The 19383-nt window shown below is 39.4% G+C and carries 18 protein-coding genes; 11 read left to right on the top strand and 7 right to left on the bottom strand.

From position 1 onward, the window contains the following. The first annotated feature begins 449 nt into the window (after positions 1–449). Positions 450–1373 carry an NPP1 family protein gene (locus tag C9E88_RS10250; RefSeq protein WP_106985415.1) on the top strand — a complete coding sequence of 308 codons (924 nt, stop codon included), beginning with the start codon at positions 450–452 and terminating at the stop codon, positions 1371–1373. 251 nt (positions 1374–1624) lie between these two features. Next, positions 1625–2305 carry a LuxR C-terminal-related transcriptional regulator gene (locus C9E88_RS10245; protein ID WP_106985416.1) on the top strand — a complete coding sequence of 227 codons (681 nt, stop codon included), beginning with the start codon at positions 1625–1627 and terminating at the stop codon, positions 2303–2305. 17 nt (positions 2306–2322) lie between these two features. Here the strand turns inward: C9E88_RS10245 and fabR are convergent, their stop codons facing one another. After that, positions 2323–2982 (bottom strand): HTH-type transcriptional repressor FabR, encoded by a 660-nt coding sequence (gene fabR, locus C9E88_RS10240; RefSeq protein WP_106985417.1) that lies wholly within the window; start codon positions 2980–2982, stop codon positions 2323–2325. A 179-nt stretch (positions 2983–3161) separates the two neighbouring features. On the opposite strand from fabR, the gene C9E88_RS10235 reads away from it, so the two are divergent. Together C9E88_RS10235 and C9E88_RS10230 are read left to right on the top strand one after the other, a co-directional pair. Continuing rightward, positions 3162–4229 carry a ferredoxin reductase gene (locus C9E88_RS10235; protein WP_106985418.1) on the top strand — a complete coding sequence of 356 codons (1068 nt, stop codon included), beginning with the start codon at positions 3162–3164 and terminating at the stop codon, positions 4227–4229. A gap of 15 nt (positions 4230–4244) precedes the next feature. Next, positions 4245–5339, top strand: a complete 1095-nt coding sequence (locus C9E88_RS10230; protein ID WP_106985419.1) for a fatty acid desaturase family protein — start codon at positions 4245–4247, stop codon at positions 5337–5339. A 93-nt stretch (positions 5340–5432) separates the two neighbouring features. Here C9E88_RS10230 and C9E88_RS10225 read toward each other — a convergent pair whose 3' ends face one another. Continuing rightward, positions 5433–6077: an HAD-IB family hydrolase gene (locus C9E88_RS10225; RefSeq protein ID WP_106985420.1), complete on the bottom strand. Its 645-nt coding sequence runs from the start codon at positions 6075–6077 to the stop codon at positions 5433–5435. Further along, positions 6044–7252, bottom strand: a complete 1209-nt coding sequence (locus C9E88_RS10220; protein ID WP_106985421.1) for a DUF1615 family protein — start codon at positions 7250–7252, stop codon at positions 6044–6046. The genes C9E88_RS10225 and C9E88_RS10220 overlap by 34 nt, the downstream gene beginning before the upstream one ends. 595 nt (positions 7253–7847) lie before the next feature. Here C9E88_RS10220 and pgaB point away from each other — a divergent pair. From pgaB to dusB, 4 genes are all read left to right on the top strand, one after another. Then, a complete protein-coding gene (gene pgaB, locus C9E88_RS10215) occupies positions 7848–9842 on the top strand; it encodes a poly-beta-1,6-N-acetyl-D-glucosamine N-deacetylase PgaB (protein ID WP_106985422.1) in 1995 nt (664 codons plus the stop codon). A gap of 12 nt (positions 9843–9854) precedes the next feature. Further along, entirely contained in the window at positions 9855–11129 is a 1275-nt protein-coding gene (gene pgaC, locus C9E88_RS10210) for a poly-beta-1,6-N-acetyl-D-glucosamine synthase (RefSeq protein WP_106985423.1), read from the top strand. 11 nt (positions 11130–11140) lie between these two features. Next, positions 11141–11554 carry a poly-beta-1,6-N-acetyl-D-glucosamine biosynthesis protein PgaD gene (gene pgaD, locus C9E88_RS10205; RefSeq protein ID WP_106985424.1) on the top strand — a complete coding sequence of 138 codons (414 nt, stop codon included), beginning with the start codon at positions 11141–11143 and terminating at the stop codon, positions 11552–11554. Positions 11555–11923: 369 nt separating this feature from the next. Continuing rightward, positions 11924–12967 (top strand): tRNA dihydrouridine synthase DusB, encoded by a 1044-nt coding sequence (gene dusB, locus C9E88_RS10200; protein ID WP_106985425.1) that lies wholly within the window; start codon positions 11924–11926, stop codon positions 12965–12967. 103 nt (positions 12968–13070) lie between these two features. Here the strand turns inward: dusB and C9E88_RS10195 are convergent, their stop codons facing one another. Continuing rightward, positions 13071–13220: a hypothetical protein gene (locus C9E88_RS10195; protein ID WP_155687860.1), complete on the bottom strand. Its 150-nt coding sequence runs from the start codon at positions 13218–13220 to the stop codon at positions 13071–13073. 110 nt (positions 13221–13330) lie between these two features. Beyond that, positions 13331–14380, bottom strand: coding sequence for an NAD(P)H-dependent flavin oxidoreductase (locus tag C9E88_RS10190; protein WP_106985426.1), 1050 nt, complete (start codon positions 14378–14380; stop codon positions 13331–13333). A gap of 220 nt (positions 14381–14600) precedes the next feature. On the opposite strand from C9E88_RS10190, the gene C9E88_RS10185 reads away from it, so the two are divergent. Genes C9E88_RS10185 through C9E88_RS10175 form a run of 3 tightly spaced genes read left to right on the top strand, consistent with a single transcriptional unit; the run spans position 14601 to position 17227 of the window. Beyond that, positions 14601–15860, top strand: coding sequence for a putative DNA modification/repair radical SAM protein (locus C9E88_RS10185; RefSeq protein ID WP_106985427.1), 1260 nt, complete (start codon positions 14601–14603; stop codon positions 15858–15860). Positions 15861–15862: 2 nt separating this feature from the next. Next, positions 15863–16642 (top strand): TIGR03915 family putative DNA repair protein, encoded by a 780-nt coding sequence (locus C9E88_RS10180; RefSeq protein ID WP_106985428.1) that lies wholly within the window; start codon positions 15863–15865, stop codon positions 16640–16642. Positions 16643–16699: 57 nt separating this feature from the next. Then, complete coding sequence (locus tag C9E88_RS10175) at positions 16700–17227, top strand: hypothetical protein (protein ID WP_106985429.1); 528 nt, start codon at positions 16700–16702, stop codon at positions 17225–17227. A 56-nt stretch (positions 17228–17283) separates the two neighbouring features. On the opposite strand, the gene C9E88_RS10170 is transcribed toward C9E88_RS10175, so the two are convergent. Both C9E88_RS10170 and C9E88_RS10165 read right to left on the bottom strand, forming a co-directional pair. Further along, positions 17284–18495, bottom strand: a complete 1212-nt coding sequence (locus tag C9E88_RS10170; protein WP_106985430.1) for a YeeE/YedE family protein — start codon at positions 18493–18495, stop codon at positions 17284–17286. A 131-nt stretch (positions 18496–18626) separates the two neighbouring features. Next, positions 18627–19328: a VIT1/CCC1 transporter family protein gene (locus C9E88_RS10165; protein WP_106985431.1), complete on the bottom strand. Its 702-nt coding sequence runs from the start codon at positions 19326–19328 to the stop codon at positions 18627–18629. Positions 19329–19383 lie beyond the last annotated feature (55 nt).

Here is a 19383-nt window from a genome sequence, read left to right as displayed (position 1 = left end):
GTAAGATACCACAGCATTTTTATACTAAGATTGAATGAATACAAGCATGCGTTTATTAGTTCAAATAGAGTGGATTGATCGCTCTTTTTGACTTTTAAATTCAGGCTTGGGAATTTTTAATCTATATAGAACATCTTTGAAATTTTATTGATATTTTAAGTGTCAATTAATGACCATTTTTTTGATTTTTAGAAAGAACGTTATAGATGGTAATTTTGTATAGTAGCTAAATGTTTTATTTCATCTGCTGTGATCAAATTAATTATAATGAAGTTGTTTATTTTAATTTGTGATGATTTTTTGGTTTATGGTTAATTTCTTGTATTATTTATCATTTTATGAATCTTAATTTTTTATTAATATAAATATAATACCAATTTTTAAGTATTGTGCTCTTTTAGGCTAAGTCATATTTTTAAACATGAGATTATTTAAGAGAGTTTCATGTTATGAAAAATATCAACAGTATTTCAATTCTATTGGGTTGTACCTTATTTTCATTATCTGCACACATCTATGCAAAGCCAGATTGGTCAACAAAAAAATGTAAAAATGATGATCGCGCTTGTTATAGTCTTCCTGAAGTATTAAAAGCGCCTGAAAATATTGATCAGGGGCGCGTTGCATTTTCATTTAGTGATTCTGGTTGTTTAGCGTCATCGCCATTTTATCAAAATAAAACGGATCAATATATTCAAAAAAATTCGGGTATTAGTGGTACAACAAATTTTTTTAAAGGCTATAAGGATGTATGTCAATTTAATAATCAATTAGATTATTCATATATTCTTTATAATGAAGTGCAATCTACGAATAATCCCAAATATAAAGCACGTGTATTTGGTTTATATACTGTACATGATGTGGGTGCATTTGGTCATATTCATGATTGGGAACATGCTGTATTATGGATGGAAAATGATAAGCCTATTTATTTAAGTATTAGCCGTCATGATGAGACGCGCTATAAAAAGATTGAGAAAGCACCACACTTAAAAGATCAATCCAATGTTTTTGCTGTGAAATATATCTCTAATCTTGGTACACATAGTATGGGCTTTGCTGGTGCAGATAAAAATCATGTGGTGAATAATGCCCATCCAACACCTAATAATGAATGGTTTGGTCTCAAAGCTTCTCAACTGGTCGATATTCGAGAGTTAAATAAAAAATATACGCCAAGTGCTCAAAATTTAGATCCAAAGTATTCAAGTTTTGATGATTTTTTTGCACATCAAAAATTTGAAACAGCTGTACCTCGTGTCAATGATTTACAGTGGATTCAGTGTGCGCGACCTAAAGCTATTGTGAATAGTGGCGTAGATTTTATTGGAAGTTCTAAAAAATGTAGCATAAAAAATATAGAAGAATAATTTTAAATTGAGATTTTATAATCAATTTATCATCAAGTATAACTGGCTTAAATCATGCCAGTTATACGGGGTCTTGCTTCATCTTATTCAGTTTAAATGTATCTTATTATTAAAAAACATGAATTTTATCACAATATACAGCTGATATGATGAGTGATTTGTAGAATATATTGTTTAAAAATAACTATTTATAGGGATGGTGTTTGATCTAAAAATAATAAAAAATTAAAAAAAATGATTGAATGTTAACAATGATTGATTTGAATTTTAGCTTATTAAAACCGTTGCTGGTTTTAGAGGATGACCCAGTCCATCAATTGAGAGTTTCTAAAATATTAAAAACTTTTGGTTATAGAGATGATGATGTTTTTTATGCTCAGACCATTGATTTTGCAAAACAAATTTGTCGTGCAAATGCGATAAAATTTATGTTGGTAGATTTAAAACTGCCCGATGGCAATGGCATAGATTTTATAAAAAGTATACGAGGGAAAATAGCCAGTAGTGTTCCAATTATGGTGCTCTCTTCATGGAATACGTTTGAGGTGATTTATAAAGCTTTACGCGTAGGAGCCTCAGGCTATGTATTAAAAGAAAAAGATGACTTTGAACTCATGTTTTCTATAAGAACCATGCTCAAAGGTGGCGCAATTATTGATCCTGTGATTGCAAAGAAAATTTTAAACCATTTAACTCAAAGTTTAGTGCCTGAATTAGAACACGATGAGCACAATGATATAAATTTATCAGCAAGAGAAAAAGAAATACTAGACTGTGTTGCTACAGGACTAAGCAATCGTGAAATTGGCGTGGAACTAAATATTTCAAAATATACGGTGGATGTACATGTGAGAAATATTTATCAAAAATTAGCGGTAAATTCTCGAACAAAAGCAATTCATGCAGCCAAACAGATTGGGTTAATCCATTAGGCTACATGATCGATCTTTTAACGTATTTTTGCCTCATCTAATTGACGAGCACCTTCTAAGATCATTCGAATCATAATCATTGTTTGCTCGGCCACTTCAGTTCGTTCATTTGTAGGCATATCAATAACTTTAGCCCCCATATTAAACACCAGCTGTGTAATGGCTTTGGCTGCAATATCTGGGTGGGACAGCTTGCTGTTATTTAGTTTTTCCAACACGATTAAATCTTCTCTCAACTCTTGTTGAAAAAAGTTCAATTGACGTTCAACTGCTTTTTTATATGAAAATGAACCTGTATAACCTTCACGCAGGAGCAAACTTAAATTGCCTGTGTCTGCATCAAGCTGCTGTATAAACACTTCAACAGAACTGCGAATAATACTGTTTTGCTTAGAGGCTTTTAGGCGTGCTTCATGCAAAATTTGACGAAGTACCACACCCGCGCGATCAATCAATTCAATTGCCAGTTCATCAATATCTTTAAAATGACGATAAAAACTATTTGGGGCAATACCTGCCTCACGTGCGACTTCACGCAAACTTAAAGAGGCGATACTTTTCTGAGGCCCAATTAAATTAAGTGCCGCTTGAAAGAGTTCGTCTTTTGTAATGGTCGCTTTGCGTCCTACATTGCGAACGGTATGGGTAATTTCAGGTTGCGTTTGTTCTTGGAGCATAGTGTCTATATTCGTATTCAAGGCAGACAGATGCCATGTCTTTCAAAGGATAAGAAACCTTAACATAGATTGACTTGAGCTTAATAGTATTTTGGATGTGAATAATTTATGCGCAAATATATATACAGATATATATACATGTGTATAATAATTACAAAATCCATGAGATGTAGATGACTATGCATGTTCTTGCTAAAGCAAAATCTCCTTTAAGCTTCATTACAGACAGTGTGTTAGATCTAAATGCCATTAATTTTTGGCTTCAAAAAGTGAACCCACTTTGGTCGAGCAACAAAGCTTTAGGTAAAGTTGTGCAGAAGGATACTGCCGCTGAAGGAATGGTTAGTCTAACTATTCAGGTGAATCGTCATTTTAAGTTTGGGCAGGCTGGACAGCATCATCCAGTTTTTGCTGTGGTTGATGGTATTCGCTATGAACGTACATATAGTTTAACCAAGCTCGATGCGCAACATGTATTGCTCACGGTAAAAACCCTACAAGGTGGTAAAGTCAGCACATGGTTGGCTGAGCGCGCTCAGACTGGTGACTTGGTTGAGTTTGGAGCACCTTTTGGTGACATGGTTATTCATGCGATGAACCAACCTTTAGTATTACTGGCAGCAGGAAGTGGTATAACACCTATGCTGAGTCTGCTTAAAGATATGGCCAAGCAGAATCAACTGAAAGATCAGCCAGTTCACTTAATGTATTGGGTGAAAAAACAAAGTGATGCTGCTTTTGTTGAACGCTTTGAAAAGTTAGCGTCTAAGCATCCGGCCTTTAGTTATCAAATTTTTTATACCCAAGAAGATGTTGCTGATTCGCGTTTAAATGCAAGCCATGTAGAGCAATTGACTGATGTAGAAAAGAGCACCGTATATGCTTGTGGACCATCAGGTTTTGTCTCTATCGCAGAACAGCTTTTTACACATGCGCAGTCCTTCAAAAGTGAAGCATTTAGCATGAGCTTAATGGCGAATGATGATATTGGCTTTGTGAATGTAACACTCACACAATCAAATAAAGTGCTGAGCATTCCAAAAGGCCAATCTATTTTAGTGGCTTTAGAGCAACAAAACATCAAACCAAAACATGGTTGCCGTATGGGTATTTGTAATAAATGTGCCTGTAACAAAGCCGAAGGTTCAACCAAAAATATGGTGAATGGTGCGCAAAACACTGAACCTGGCAACTTGCTCAAAATTTGTGTGAACTCAGCTCAGTCTGATCTTGTCATTGATTTATAAGGTAGGACCATTGCGATGAATATGCCTGTAAAATTTGAATATTTTAAAAACCCAAAAAATAGCGAATTGACGCAAAGTCAGTTAGATGAACTTGCACGTGAGCTTGATGCGATTAAGCAAGAAGTATTGGATGATCTTGGCGAAAAAGATGCCCAATATATACGCCGAGTGTATGCAACAATCCGCTACGCATCATTTGCGGGCCGTGCGTTATTGTTTGCGGGATGGTTTCCGCCAGCATGGGTACTTGGTACAGGTTTATTGGGTTTTGCCAAAATCATGGAAAACATGGAATTGGGCCACAATGTCATGCATGGTCAATATGACTGGATGAACGATCCGAAGTTTAATGGCCAAACTTATGAATGGGACATCGTAGGTACAGCAGATAACTGGCGTCAAACACATAACTTTAAACATCATACCTATACCAATATTAAGGGTATGGATGATGACATTGGTTATGGCCTAGTTCGTTTGTTCCCAGAGCAACGTTGGAAGCCTGGTTATCTATTGCAACCGATTTATAGCATTCCATTTTGCTTGTTATTCCAATGGGGCGTAGCCATTCAAAACCTTGAATTGGGCAAATACTTCAAGGGGCGTAAGAGCAAAGAACAGACCCAAGAAGAATGGAAGCCAATGCAAGCCAAAATTGGCAAGCAATTGTTTAAAGATTACGTGTTTTTCCCATTGATTGCAGGCCCTGCAGCTTTACCTGTATTTACAGGTAACTTGGTGGCCAATGGTATTCGTAATATTTGGACCTTTAGTATTATTTTCTGTGGTCACTTTACCAAAGATGTTGAAGTTTTCCCGAAAAAAGTACTGGAAAATGAAAGCCGTGGCCATTGGTACATGCGTCAAATTCGTGGTTCTTCAAACCTGACAGGTTCAGAAGCATTTCACATTTTGACAGGGCACCTCAGCCATCAAATTGAGCATCATTTGTACCCAGATGTACCTGCGCGTCGTTACCGTAAAATGGCACCTAAAGTACAGGCTGTATGTGAAAAATATGGTTTGAACTATAACAATGCAAGCTTAGTAAAACAGTATGGAAGCGTGCTCAAACGTATTGTGAAATATGCGTTCCCATTTAAAAAGTAATTGCTTGATGAGTGATAAAAAAACCTGCTGATGCAGGTTTTTTTATGGTCGGATTTTGTGCTGAGTAGAAACTATTTTATTCAGGTAAGAGAGTTAAGCAGATCGTGCCAGATTTAATTCAGGCAAGCTTTGTGCTTGACCAACCATAAATGGAAAGTCTGCAAGGCTGAGCATTGCAAGGTCTTCATCGCTATTGCCGTAAGCATAGATGCTGTCATAGTCATGCAGGTTGTATTTTTCTAAAATGCGGATTTTTTTCTGTTCATTGCTACAATCTTGAGTTTGGTATCGCCCAGTCATCTTCTGATTGTGGATTTCAACTTCGCTACAAATCAGCTCAATGCCCAGTAATTCACAAATTGGCTTTAAGTAAATGTCGATAGATGCTGAAACCAAAACCACCTGATGACCCAATTGCTGATGACATTTTAATTGATGTAGAAGAGCAGGATCTAAATGTTGAATCAATTCTTTTGCATAGTCATTGGCCAGCTGGTAGAGCGACTCTGCATGGGTATTACGAAACATGGCATGATAGAGCTTTGGACGCATGGCATGTGCAGGGTAAATATTAAGATAGTAGCCCTGAATCCAAGGCAGTATTTTTAAACCTTGCCGTACAATATGCCGCTTCGATAGCGTATAGAAAATAAACCCTGTAAAACTGTCTTTGTTACACAGGGTTCCATCAAAATCAAAAAGGGCTAAATTTTTAAATGTTTTATTCGGCTCATACATGTTTGATAGCGTCCGTTTACGCGAGAAGCGAACCAGTTAGTATTGTAGTCTCTGCTTAATTTTGGACCAGAAATAACAACTTCAGGCATTATGGCATAAAACGGTTCTTTGCCAGTTTTTTCTTGATAAAGTTTTGTCACTGCACGGTAAGTGGCTGTTTTTTCAAAATCAATATCTTTTTCCTTTTTCAAATCAGCACGAATTTGATTTGGCGTTAAGATCACATCATTTGTAGAAAAAGCTTTTAATAATTCACGTTCAGATGAACTTTTGGTTGCCAAAGGTGATCCATCTTTAGTGTAGAGGAGTAAATCACCATCTAATGCTAAATCTGAGCCACTCACTTTATTTAACATACTTTGGAAAGCGGCATTACGGCTAGAGTATCGGCCCGAGTTGTAATCTGCGAAGCGATAGATGGGTTTGTCATAATCTGCTTCGTACATCATGAGACGGTGAATACCGTAGTACAAACCGCCGTATTGTGAATACATGTCGGTACGTAAGTCAGCCATATTACCACTTTGACGTTTATTGTCTTTGGCATAAGTCACCAACACCTGCATTGAACCTAATGTGGTGATGGGATTCATTTTTTCACTGATGTCTTGCCCTAAAAGTTTTGCTGTACCAGTGAGGGCACTCACGTGATAGTGTTTTGCCATATAAGCGAATATTTCACGATATAGCTCATCTAATTGGCGCTCAGTACGAACACGGCTCATTTGACTTAAATAATTATCTTCAGGGCTAGGCTGGGTTTTGAGTACTTCTTGGAAATAGCCCGCGATCGTGCCACCAATTTTATCGCCTAACTTGTCTTTAAATTTTTCATCTAAACGGTCTTGTACTTCTTTCACCGCTTTTTGACCAAGCCCAGGGACTTCCGGGTCAGCATGAAAATTCGATTCTTGGTCTACCACAGCTACAATGGTGCAAACATTCTCTTTGGTTTGTGGAATGCCCAATTGCTCTGTAATGTCGTAGATGTCTTTTGCCCATGATGTACGTTCTTGCACACGACCTGGAATGGCTTTACGAATTTGTTCGGCATTAAGCGTTGGTTCTTTGTCGTTTGACCACCAAGAGCCATTGCCACATGCGGTCAAGCCAATTGAAAGTGCTAAAACAGAAAGCGTTTTAACACCATAGGTTGGAGCAAAAGATTTTTTCATATTGAAGAAAACACATTCCGAAAAGGGAGGTCTATCTGACGTTAGCAGTATACTATGTCGGCATAAAAAAACATGACAATTATCTTCGCGTCATATCTTTAAACGTCACATATATAACGCTATAAGTGCTCAACTGAAGCGCTTAAACGGCATACCTAAAGTAGTAAAAACGACACAAATTAAATGAGCCTTAAACTTAAAGCTAAGTGAGTGCAGAATAGATATTTTTCAATGAGCTACGCTTAAAAAATATCATAATGCATTTATATTGCCTAGCCCTCCAAAATCAGTGGGGTATAAAAATAATTTTGCCATCTACTACGGGCTAGTCAGACATTTATAGATTGTCGTCAATATTGAGTAAATAAGGGCTTAAACGATTGTGCTTAAATGTGTGGCATAACTTGTGAACAGGAGCTGTATTTACGCAGAAGAAAATAATTAAAAACCTTTATTTTTTAAGTTTCTTTTCAGCTTGTCTTGTTAAAAAGTAAGCATGGGAATTCAGTACACCCGTGCTTAGGTAGAGCAACTACAATAATGGATGATTGGAAGGTGTGCTGCAATTCTCGCAATCATATTTGAGCCATAATCCATGAAAATTCGTTTTCTTAAAACGCTAATCGCTGTCTCTCTTGTGGCAAGCTTGGCAAATCAAGCCACAATGGCTGCAACACCAAATCATAGTGCGACAACAAAAACACTTACTGTTATTGGTTATCACGAAATCACCAACAACAAAAATGCATTAATTCCAGAATATGCAGTTAGCACAGCACAGTTCCAACAACATATTGAGTGGTTGGAAAAACAAGGCTTTCACTTTATTACCGTTGATCAGTTGATCAGTGCCAACAAAGGCAAATCAACTTTGCCAGCTAAGCCTGTATTATTGACTGTCGATGATGGCTATGAATCTTTCTATCAAAATGCTTATCCTGTAATTAAAGCCCATAAAATTCCAGTGGTTTTAGCTGTGGTTGGTTCTTGGTTGGAGCCAAAAGCGGGCGCTCAAGTCGATTTTTCAGATGAAAAAATTCCACGCAGTGATATGTTGTCGTGGGATCAGCTTAAAGAAATGCAAAATAGCGGTTTGGTTGAAATTGCCAGTCACAGTTATAACCTGCATCGCGGGATTTTAGGCAATCCACAAGGCAACTCAGAACCTGCTGCAGTAACACGTTTATATGATCCTAAAACATCAAGTTATGAAGCTGATGCACAATATACGCAGCGTATTACCCAAGATTTAAAACACAATAATCAGCTTTTGGTTGCACATGGACTCAAGTCACCGCGTGTGATGGTATGGCCTTATGGCCGCTACAACATGGAGACGGTCAGTATTGCAAAACAATTGGGAATGCCCGTTGCGATTAGTTTAGATGATGGTGCGGATTCTGCGAAAACGTCTTTAGGGCAACTCAATCGTATTTTGGTCGAAGGTAATATGTCGACGACTGAATTGGCACAAGAGATTGAAAACCGTCAGAAGAACTTAGGCGATAACAACCGTCCACAAAAAATTATGCATATTGATTTGGATTATATTTATGATCCAGATCCCGCACAGCAAGAGCGTAATTTAGGGAATTTGCTTGATCGAATTTCGGCGATGAAAGTCAATACCGTCTATTTACAAGCCTTCTCTGACCCAGATGCCAATGGCTCTGCAGATATGGTGTATTTCCCAAATCATTATTTACCAATGCGTGCTGATTTATTTAACCGTGTTGCGTGGCAAATTCAAACGCGTACCAATGTCAGCCGTATCTATGCGTGGATGCCACTGCTTGCATGGGATTTACCAAAAAAGAATCCTGTTTCTGAGGATTTGGTGGAAACACAGCAAAGCAAAGAGGGTGAGCATTTAAATATGGGCTATCACCGTTTGAGCCCATTTTCAGCCGATGCCCGTGCAACCATTGCAGGCATCTATACCGACCTTGCAAAATCAGCGTCATTTAATGGGGTGTTATTCCATGATGATACCACTTTGTCGGATTATGAAGATGCTAGCCCAGATGCCATGAAAGCCTATGCGTCTATTGGTTTGCCACAAGATTTAAATGCAATTCGTAATAATGATGCGCAGCTCCAAAAATGGACAGCATTTAAAACCGAATATATTGATAACTTTGCGATGCAATTGGCTTCAGAAGTTCGTCAGTATCAACCGTTTTTATTAACTGCACGGAATTTATATGCACAAGTGGCATTAAAACCTTATGCAGAAAATTGGTACTCACAATCACTTGAACAATCGCTAAATCGTTATGACTTTACCGCGATTATGGCCATGCCTTATATGGAGCAAGCACCGAACAGTGCCAAGTTCTATCAAGACATTGTCAAACGCGTCAAACAATTCCCAAATGGAATAAAGAAAACCGTATTTGAACTACAAGCTGTGGATTGGCGTACCAATCAAAAAGTACCGTCAGACGAAATGGCTTCAACCATCCAGTCTTTATATGAGCAAGGTGTGATGCACGTGGCTTATTATCCTGATGACCCAATTAAAGATCATCCCGATGTACATGTAATGCGTAAAGCCTTTGATTTGAAATCAAGCAAACTTATTCCTTAGGGGAATTGAATTATGTCAACGCTTCAGCAATTTTGGCATTCAGCATTGCACTTTGTATTTTACTATCCATTGTTTATGTCGTACTTATGGATGGTCGGTGCACTGATTTTTTATTGGAAAGAACGCAAAGATCCGCCATTTTCAGAGCCACCCGCTTTAGCGGAATATCCTAAAGTGGCAGTACTGGTACCATGCTTTAACGAAGGCGATAATGCAGATGAAACCATTAGCCATGCTTTAGGTCTGCAATATCCAAACTTTGAAGTGATCGCCATTAATGATGGTAGTAAAGACAATACAGCTGAAGTGTTGGATCGCCTTGCTGGAAAATATGAAAAGTTACGTGTAGTACATTTAGCCCAAAACCAAGGCAAGGCTATGGCACTGCAAGCAGGCAGTTTGCTGACCGATGCTGAATACCTGATTGGGATTGATGGCGATGCGCTCTTAGACCCGCATGCAGCAACATGGATGGTTCGCCACTTTTTAGAAAATGATGGTGTTGCTGCGGTTACGGGTAATCCACGTATTCGTACCCGTTCAACTTTAATTGGTCGTATTCAAGTCGGTGAGTTTTCTTCGATTGTCGGTATGATTAAACGCGCACAACGTAGCTTTGGTCGCTTATTTACGGTCTCTGGGGTGATTACAGGTTTTCGTAAAAGTGCGGTGCATTCAGTTGGTTATTGGTCACCAGACATGTTAACTGAAGACATTGATATTACTTGGAAGCTACAACGTGAAGGCTGGGACATTCGCTTTGAGCCAAATGCTTTGGTTTGGATCTTAATGCCAGAAACATTTAGCGGCTTATGGAAGCAACGTCTACGTTGGGCAATGGGTGGGGCACAAGTCTTACTTAAAAATATCGATGTGTTGTTTAAACCCAAACTAAACTTTTTATGGCCATTAATGATGGAGCTGATTTTGACTCTAGTTTGGTCATATATGATGCTCATTATGGCGGTTATTTGGGTGCTACATTTTGTGATTCCTATGGGTGGAATTGGTGATTTAGTCAGTTCGCCATTCTTACCTTACGGTACGGGCATGTTATTAGGTGCGACCTGCTTATTGCAATTTGCCCTAAGTAAATGGATGGACAGTCGTTATGAGCCATCATTGGGTAAAAACTATTTCTGGATGATTTGGTATCCATTCGTATTTTGGTTGATTACCATCACGGCCAGTATTGTTGCCTTCCCTAAAGTATTACGACGCGGCACGGGCCAGCGTGCACGTTGGGTGAGTCCTGACCGTGGTATTCGTATAAAATCAGAAAGCTGAGTAAATATAAGATGAAAAATAATAGCTTAATTATCGATTTACGCCGCCAGTTGCCATGGCATAAACGATACGCATCCAATACATCTACAGCCGTGATGTGGGGTATTTGGTTGTTGTTATGGCGCCCAGCCTTGCTGGTGATGGGATTCCTAAGCTTGCAAAAACACCATGTACTTGAGCATTTGTTTGGCTCTTTTGGTACGGGTTTAGAACATGGATTTACAGCATTGGTGGCATGTGCCATTTCACTGTTGCTATGGTCGAATTATGTTCCTGCAAAAACAGTGAAAAAGCAAACGCCAAAAACATTAACAGACTATGTGCACCATTTTGATTTGCCAGTACAGGAAATTGAAAATAGCCGTCAGCAAAAAATTAGCACGGTCTATCACGACGAACATGGCAAAATTATTCATATTGAATAAAGCGCCGTATACGATTGAATCTGAAAACACTCAAGTTCACTTGGGTGTTTTTTTTTCATAAGTACTTAGCCCTTTAAAGCTTTACTAGAGGCTGAGCAAAGTACACTTAGGTGGGATTTAAGCATATTGGCGAAGCTAGAGATTTTTGCGAGAAAGATTTAGACTATACCTCTCCCATAGAAAATCGCTTTTGAGCGTCAGCATCTCGCATTTGTCAGGCAGAAGATGCAGAGTTTTGTATGTCTCATCTTAGTATCTGCAATAGATTCAATAAATATTGCCGTGATGGATAACTTATTCATCCTATAGTTAGGATTTGTGGTAGCAAAATATTTTCTAGGTTTAACCTGTACGAAGTGGAAAAAATTAATGGCGCAGCATGCAGTAATTCAAGAGTTATTTGATAAGCCCATCAGCAAAAAATTGTGGGTTGCCCCGATGGCAGGGGTTACTGATCGGCCATTTCGTACGTTATGTAAATACTTTGGTGCAGGGCATGCGGTCAGTGAAATGATGACGGCAGACAAAACCTTGCGCATGAGTAAAAGGAGTTTATATCGCGCTAATTTTGATGGTGAAATTGCGCCTATTTCAGCGCAAATTGCGGGTTCAGATCCACAAGAGCTTGCAGAAGCTGCACGCTTTCAAGTGGCGAATGGTGCGCAAATTGTCGACATCAATATGGGTTGTCCAGCCAAAAAAGTCTGTAATAAATTAGCAGGCTCAGCATTGCTGAAAGATGAAGACCTTGTTGCACGTATCTTAGATAGTGTTGTGGCGGCAGTCGATGTTCCAGTGACTCTTAAAACCCGTTTAGGTTTTTTAAATGGGCATGAAAATATTTTACGTGTGGCGAAACGTGCTGAAGAAGCGGGGATTGCCGCTTTGGCTCTACATGGTCGTACCCGTGAAGATATGTACTTAAACACTGCTCGTTATGCTCTCATTAAAGAAGTTAAAGCTTTACTGAGTATTCCAGTGATTGCCAATGGCGACATCGATACACCAGAAAAAGCCAAATATGTATTGGATTATACAGGTGCGGATGCGGTGATGATTGGCCGTGCAGCACAAGGTCGCCCTTGGATCTTTAGGGAAATTGCACACTATTTGGAAACTGGTGAACACTTGGCCGCGCCTAATATTGAAGAAGTTAAAAAAGTGCTGTTAGGGCATTTGGCAGAACTCTATGAATTTTATGGTGAATACTCAGGCTGCCGTATTTCACGTAAACATATTGCTTGGTATACCAAGGGTTTACGCTCAAGTAATGAATTCCGTCAAAACATGTATAAAGAAGATTCAACTGCTGCACAATTTAAAGTGGTGGAAGCGTATTTTGATCATTTACTTGATCATGGCGACATTATGAGTGATGTGCAGGTTGAACAAGTAAACTTGCTAGAAACCTAAATCTGTATAGTATTAACGTGCGTAACGTGACACATACGTTTTGCTCATTTAAGAAAAAACCAGCCATAGTGGCTGGTTTTTTATCTTTTGGTTGCTGTAGTGCTTAAGAGACGTGTGCTTCAGAAGCAGGCGTTACATCAGCTTTAGTATCCGCTTGTGCTGGGGTAACTTGAGTTGATTTTTCTGATTTAAAGTGATGGGTTGTGTCTACGGACACCCCTATGAGCACTAAAATAAGGAGAACAGCTGCCATATATATCCTAATTGTTATCCTGTTGTTGTTTATTTATATGATTTACATATAGCAACATAATATTACTTTTGGATAACAAAGAGGAGTGGCTTATTCAAAAAAACGAGCATTTAGTCTGCGTTAAAATTCATTTCTAAAACCAATTGATTTATTAAGTCTGGTGCTTCTAGGGCACGAATTTTCGCAACTTGGCTTCCCGCCCAAAATGCTCCAAAACCATGATCACCATGTTGTGACGCAAGTTGATGGAGCTGTTTCGCTAAATCATAAGCATAAGGGTAGTCGGCAACTATTGGGCGCTCAGGCGTATCAATTTGACTATGCCAATGATTAATTAATCCACGTGCAGGTCGACCCGATATGCTTGTTGTTATTTGCGTAATAGGCTGATCAAATAATGCTTTACGATAGGCTTCATTGGCATTCGAGCTTTTGCATTGTACAAATGCGGTCCCGAGTTGCACGGCATCTGCACCTAATTTCAGCATATATTTAGCATCTTGGCCTGTCATAATGCCACCTGTTGCAACAATTGGAAGATTGCAGTGTTTTTTCAGTAATTGTACTAAGTCACTGGTTTGAATGCTACTGTCAAAACTTGGGTTGAATATGCCACGATGCCCACCCGCTTCAATACCCTGAGCAATAATGATATCAATGCCTGCCGCTTCAATTGCGCGTGCTTCAATTAAGTTGGTTGCAGTTACCATCGTGATAATGCCTGCTTCTTTTAAGGCTTGAATCTGATGGGGATACGGAATGCCAAAGTGAAAACTGACGGCTTTGGGACGTGTTTCGAGTACAAGCTGTAAAAAATCATCGTGATCTAAAAAACTGGGATAAATACAATCGAGCTGTGTGGGTGCGACTGCGCCGTATTGTTCGAATTGTGGGCGTATATAGTCAATCCACGCTTGGGAGCGTTGCAGATTAAATGCTTGCGATTGATGGCAAAAGAAATTGACCTGAAAAGAATGATCAGTTAAGGCTTGAGTCGCTAAGATTTGTTGCTTGGCTACATCAACACTGCTTGCCCCTAGACCAAGTGCACCTAAGCCCCCTTGATTAGATACCTCAGCAACCAAAGTGGGTGTGGAAACACCTGCCATTGGAGATAAAAAAATGGGGTGTTTAATGGCTAAATTTTCTAATACATTCATTTAAGTTTTCTCCTCATTATATTTTTACTTTGCCGAAGGCCTAGGTTTTATGCAAATCATATTCGGCATTTTGTTTATAAATAGCAGTAGATAAAAAGAAAAAATGTGCAGAGGATTTTAAACGACATGCTGTGACGTGTAGGCATCTCAATCATACTTTTCCTAATGATGGGCAGCTTATAATTTAGTTGTACTTGATAATTTACGCTGAATTTCTCCTATGTCTGAACGTATTCGTGAAAAATTGCAAATATTGGCAGATGCGGCTAAATATGATGTGTCGTGTTCATCCAGTGGAAGCAAACGCCAAAATAAAGACCGCGGTCTTGGTAATACAGGTAATGGTATTTGCCATAGTTATACCGAAGATGGTCGCTGTGTGTCATTACTCAAAATCTTATTTACCAATGTGTGTATTTTTGACTGTGCCTACTGTGTGTCGCGTCGTTCCAATGATGTGCAACGGGCAGCCTTTACCGTGCAAGAAGTTGTGGATTTAACCATCAACTTTTATCGTCGTAATTATATTGAAGGGCTATTTTTAAGTTCGGGTATTTTTAAGTCAGCCGACCATACTATGGAGCGTATGCTACAAGTGGTCAAGAAATTGCGCTTAGAAGAAAACTTCAACGGCTATATTCATCTGAAAACGATTCCGGGTGCGTCTAAAGAAATTATTACAGAGGCTGGTTTATATGTGGACCGCATGAGTATTAATTTGGAAATGCCGACCGAAGCAGGCTTACAGCAATTTGCACCCGAAAAAAGCCATGCAGAAGTACAAAAAGATTTAGGAATTGTGCGTGACCGTTTAATCGAACTGAAAGATGAACGGAAAATTATTCGGACTGTGCCACAGTTTGTTCCTGCAGGTCAGACCACGCAAATGGTGGTAGGTGCTGCGCAAGAAACGGATCAAGATATTATTATGATGGCGGATCGGCACTATAAAGAATTTAAGCTAAAACGCGTGTATTTTTCGGGCTATATTCCAATTAATGAACAAGAAAAGGCGCTACCAATGGTAGGTTCTGCACCGCCATTGCTCCGTGAAAACCGCTTGTATCAAAGTGATTGGCTCATGCGATTTTACGGCTTTGATGCATCTGAAATAGTAGATGATGCTCATCCAAATTTGGATTTAGATGTAGATCCGAAATTGAGCTGGGCGCTTCGTCATCCAGAGCAATTTCCTATTGATATTAACCGTGCGGATTACCGCATGATAATGCGTGTACCGGGAATTGGCGTACGTTCAGCTAAAAAAATAGTACAGGCAAGACGCTTTGGGCAAATTCATATTGACCAGTTAAAGCGTATGGGTGTGTCTTACAATCGTGCGCAACATTTTATCCGCTGTGTAGATACGCCAAAGTTTCAACGTGACCAAACACCCAGCCAAATTCGCAATCAGATTTTGCAGATGGGCAATTCTAAATATACGCAGCAATTGTCACCTCAGCTTGGTTTTGGGTTCTAAACATGGCGGTCTATCAATTTGATGGAACGATGACTGGGCTATTGAGCTGCGTATTTCGCGCGTTTGAGTTTAAGGAATTTAGTGTACAACTGACCGCTGGACAGCTGCCTCAGTCAGGCTTATTTGATGAGTTTGTTGAGGTTCCATCCAATGAGGAACATGGGCAACGGGTCTGGCAGGGTTTAAAACAAAAGCTTTCAGCACAAGCACTGCGGAATTTTTATTACAGCTTTCTCTCAGAGCAAGATGAAGCATTTCAGCATTGTTTTAATTTTGCAGTTTATGTCTTTCAGTCACAGCGTCTAGTAGATCAGGATTATGGCCATGCCGATGTGTTGGGTATTTCACAATGGGCCAAGCAAGTTGGTCGTGAAAAGCATCGCATGGAGGCATTTGTACGCTTTAAAAAATGCCAAGATGGCTTGTATTTGAGTCTGATTTCGCCAGATTTTAATGTTTTACCTTTAATTGAACGACATTTTTGCCGTCGTTACCAAGATCAGCAATGGCTCATTTATGATGAAAAGCGTAAGTACGGCATTTATTATGATTTAAAAGATGTGCATCAGATACAGATGAATGCGTATGAGGTAGACACAAATCTACAGCTGGGACATAGTCAGGCTTTTAGTGTGCAACTCGACGATGATGAGCTGTTATACGACCAGCTCTGGAAAGATTATTTTAGAAGTGTAAATATTGAAGCGCGTAAAAATATGCGACTGCATGTGCAGTATGTACCAAAACGCTATTGGCGATACATGAATGAGAAATCGCTTTAATTCGGATTTTATGCATAATATGGGCTGTTTTAAAGTTTTAGACCAAAGAGTGCATTTATGAAGTTTGTCCTTGCTTTGAGCATTATGTCCAGCTTAATGCTCAGTGCTTGCACTGCCGATCAAAAGCCATCTGTAGAAGTCAAAGCCACTGATTATGCTGTGACTGATGTGGCAAGTTTGCAACAAAAGATTGATGCCTTAAATACTCAATTGGCATCTGATTATCAGCAATTGAAGCAACAGCAAAATATCGCATTTTCAGATCAATCACCTTTAGATGTCACGAATTTGAGTACCTTGCATTTGCATGCGGTGAGTGCAACCTCGCTTAAACCTGTGAAAGAAGAATACTGTCAGCTCATGAATGCTTATTTTAATGAGCTTTATCGCGTTGGGCATTTTAATTTACAGTGGTTAGATCAAATACAATTAAAGCATCAATCTCAGACAGCATTAGCACCACACTTTGCCAATGCAGATGCTTTTTATGCATTTGCTTTAACTGACTACAGTAGCTATAAGCAAGCACAGCAAATTATGGGCTTTGGTTGCAATTTAAGAGCTGCTTTAAGTCCAAACGCATAATGATAAAGCGCAATAAAAAAAAGACCATATTGATGGTCTTTTTTTCATGAAGCGTATTAACAGCCTGTGAGTTTTTCAGGTTGCGGACGTTCACCAGGGAAAAAGATTGGACGTAGTTTTACACCAATACCATTACCAATAAAAGCAAAGATCAGCCATAACCAACCATGTAAACTGCCCGATGCAATACCACTGAAGTACGCACCAATGTTACAGCCGTATGCTAAGCGTGCACCATAGCCCAACATTAAACCACCAATTACTGCAGCAGCAAGTGAGCGCTTTGGAATATTAAAGTTAGGAGCGAATTTACCCGCAAGGCTAGCTGCCAATAATGCACCAATCATAATGCCAAAGTTCATCATAGAGGTAATATCAAACCACAATGATTCGGCTAAGGCTTTTGCATTGGCAGGTTGTTGCCAGTAGTTCCATGACGCAACATCAATGCCCATAACACTTGCAGATTTGGCAGCCCACACTGCAAGTGCAGAGGTCACACCCCAAGGACGACCTGCAAGCGCCAAGGTTGCAAAGTTGAGGAGGGTTAAAATAATACCGCCCCAAATTAATGGCCATGGGCCACGAATAAAACGCTTCCAGCCATGGTTTTGGCTTACAGGTTCAAGCTCTAAACTACCGTGACGTTTCTTTTCAAAATACACTGTTGCAACAGCAATGAGTGCAAATAATACAAAGTTGATGAAGAGAGCAGGGGCAACACCTAAGCTGGTCACAATAGAAATTGGAGCTAAATGCGGCAGGTTAAACCACCAATCAATATGCGAGGTTGCAATCAGTGAGCCTGTGCAGAAGAAGATCAGCGTCACAATCATGCGCATACTGCCTGAGCCGACAGTATAAAGCGTACCTGATGCACAGCCACCACCCAATTGCATGCCAATACCAAAGATAAAAGCACCAATCATGACAGACATAGAAACAGGGTTTACATTACCTTTGACTGGCGTGCCAAATAACTCACCCGCACCTAAAGCAGGGAAAAAGAGCAACACGGCTAAAGACAACATGATCATTTGTGCACGTAAACCACGGCCACGACGTTCTTTAATAAATACACGCCAGCTCGAAGTAAAGCCAAATGAAGCATGGTAAAGCGTCATACCAAGCGCGCCACCAATAAGGAAAAGGAGGGCTTGTTTAACGCCAACCACTTGATAGGCACCGATCGTACCTAAAATTAAAAGAATAAAAGACACCCAAACCGATACATTTGATCGATTTGCAGGTGCAGCAATAACAGACATAGGAGATTAAATTAAAAATAAAAAATCAGGGCTATTGTATAAAAGTTAACAGCCCTCAAGGGACAATATATATAAATATACTATGTGTATATTTGAATTATTATATTAGTAAAAATTATATGTAAGAAATGCTATAGCGGTGTGACATTAAAGAGAGAACCAATCCAGCTGGAGAAAAGCATGGCAATAATGCCCCAAATACATACGCGCATACTGCCTTTAAGTAGCGATGTACCCGCAGCATAGCTTGAAAGTGCACCCAGTAAAGCCAATGAAACTACACCTACAACCATGACTGTTTGAGCGACATATTGCTCCGAGCTTAGCAAAATAGACAACATGGGAAATAAAGCCCCAATTGAAAATGCCAAAGCTGATGAGCCTGCAGCCAATAAAGGTTTAGCTGCCGTATTATCGTTAATACCAATTTCGTCACGCGCATGCGCTTCTAAAGCATTCTGAGCAGTAAGTTGCACGGCAACATCATGCGCCAGCTCTGGTGTTAAGCCACGAGCAATATAAATGTGAGTAAGTTCTTTGAGCTCTAGCTCTGGATTACGTTGTAATTCACGATGCTCCATAGCAAGGTCAGCTTTTTCAATGTCTTCTTGAGATTTCACTGAAATATATTCGCCTGCAGCCATAGAGGTCGCACCCGAAATTAGACCCGCAATACAGGTAATGAGCAAAGTTTGTGTGGAAGCGCCACTGGCTGCCATGCCCATAATTAAGCTTGTCACAGAAATAATGCCGTCATTTGCGCCCAATACAGACGCACGTAACCAGCCTGTACGTTGCATATAATGTTGTTCTATATGATGAGACGAAGGCATAACACATGCTCCCTTAAGTTAAATATTGTTCTGTTAAGGAGTATAGCCTGTGTGA

This window comes from Acinetobacter cumulans (assembly GCF_003024525.3).
Classification (GTDB): domain Bacteria; phylum Pseudomonadota; class Gammaproteobacteria; order Pseudomonadales; family Moraxellaceae; genus Acinetobacter; species Acinetobacter cumulans.
This window is presented reverse-complemented; position numbering and strand designations above follow the sequence as displayed.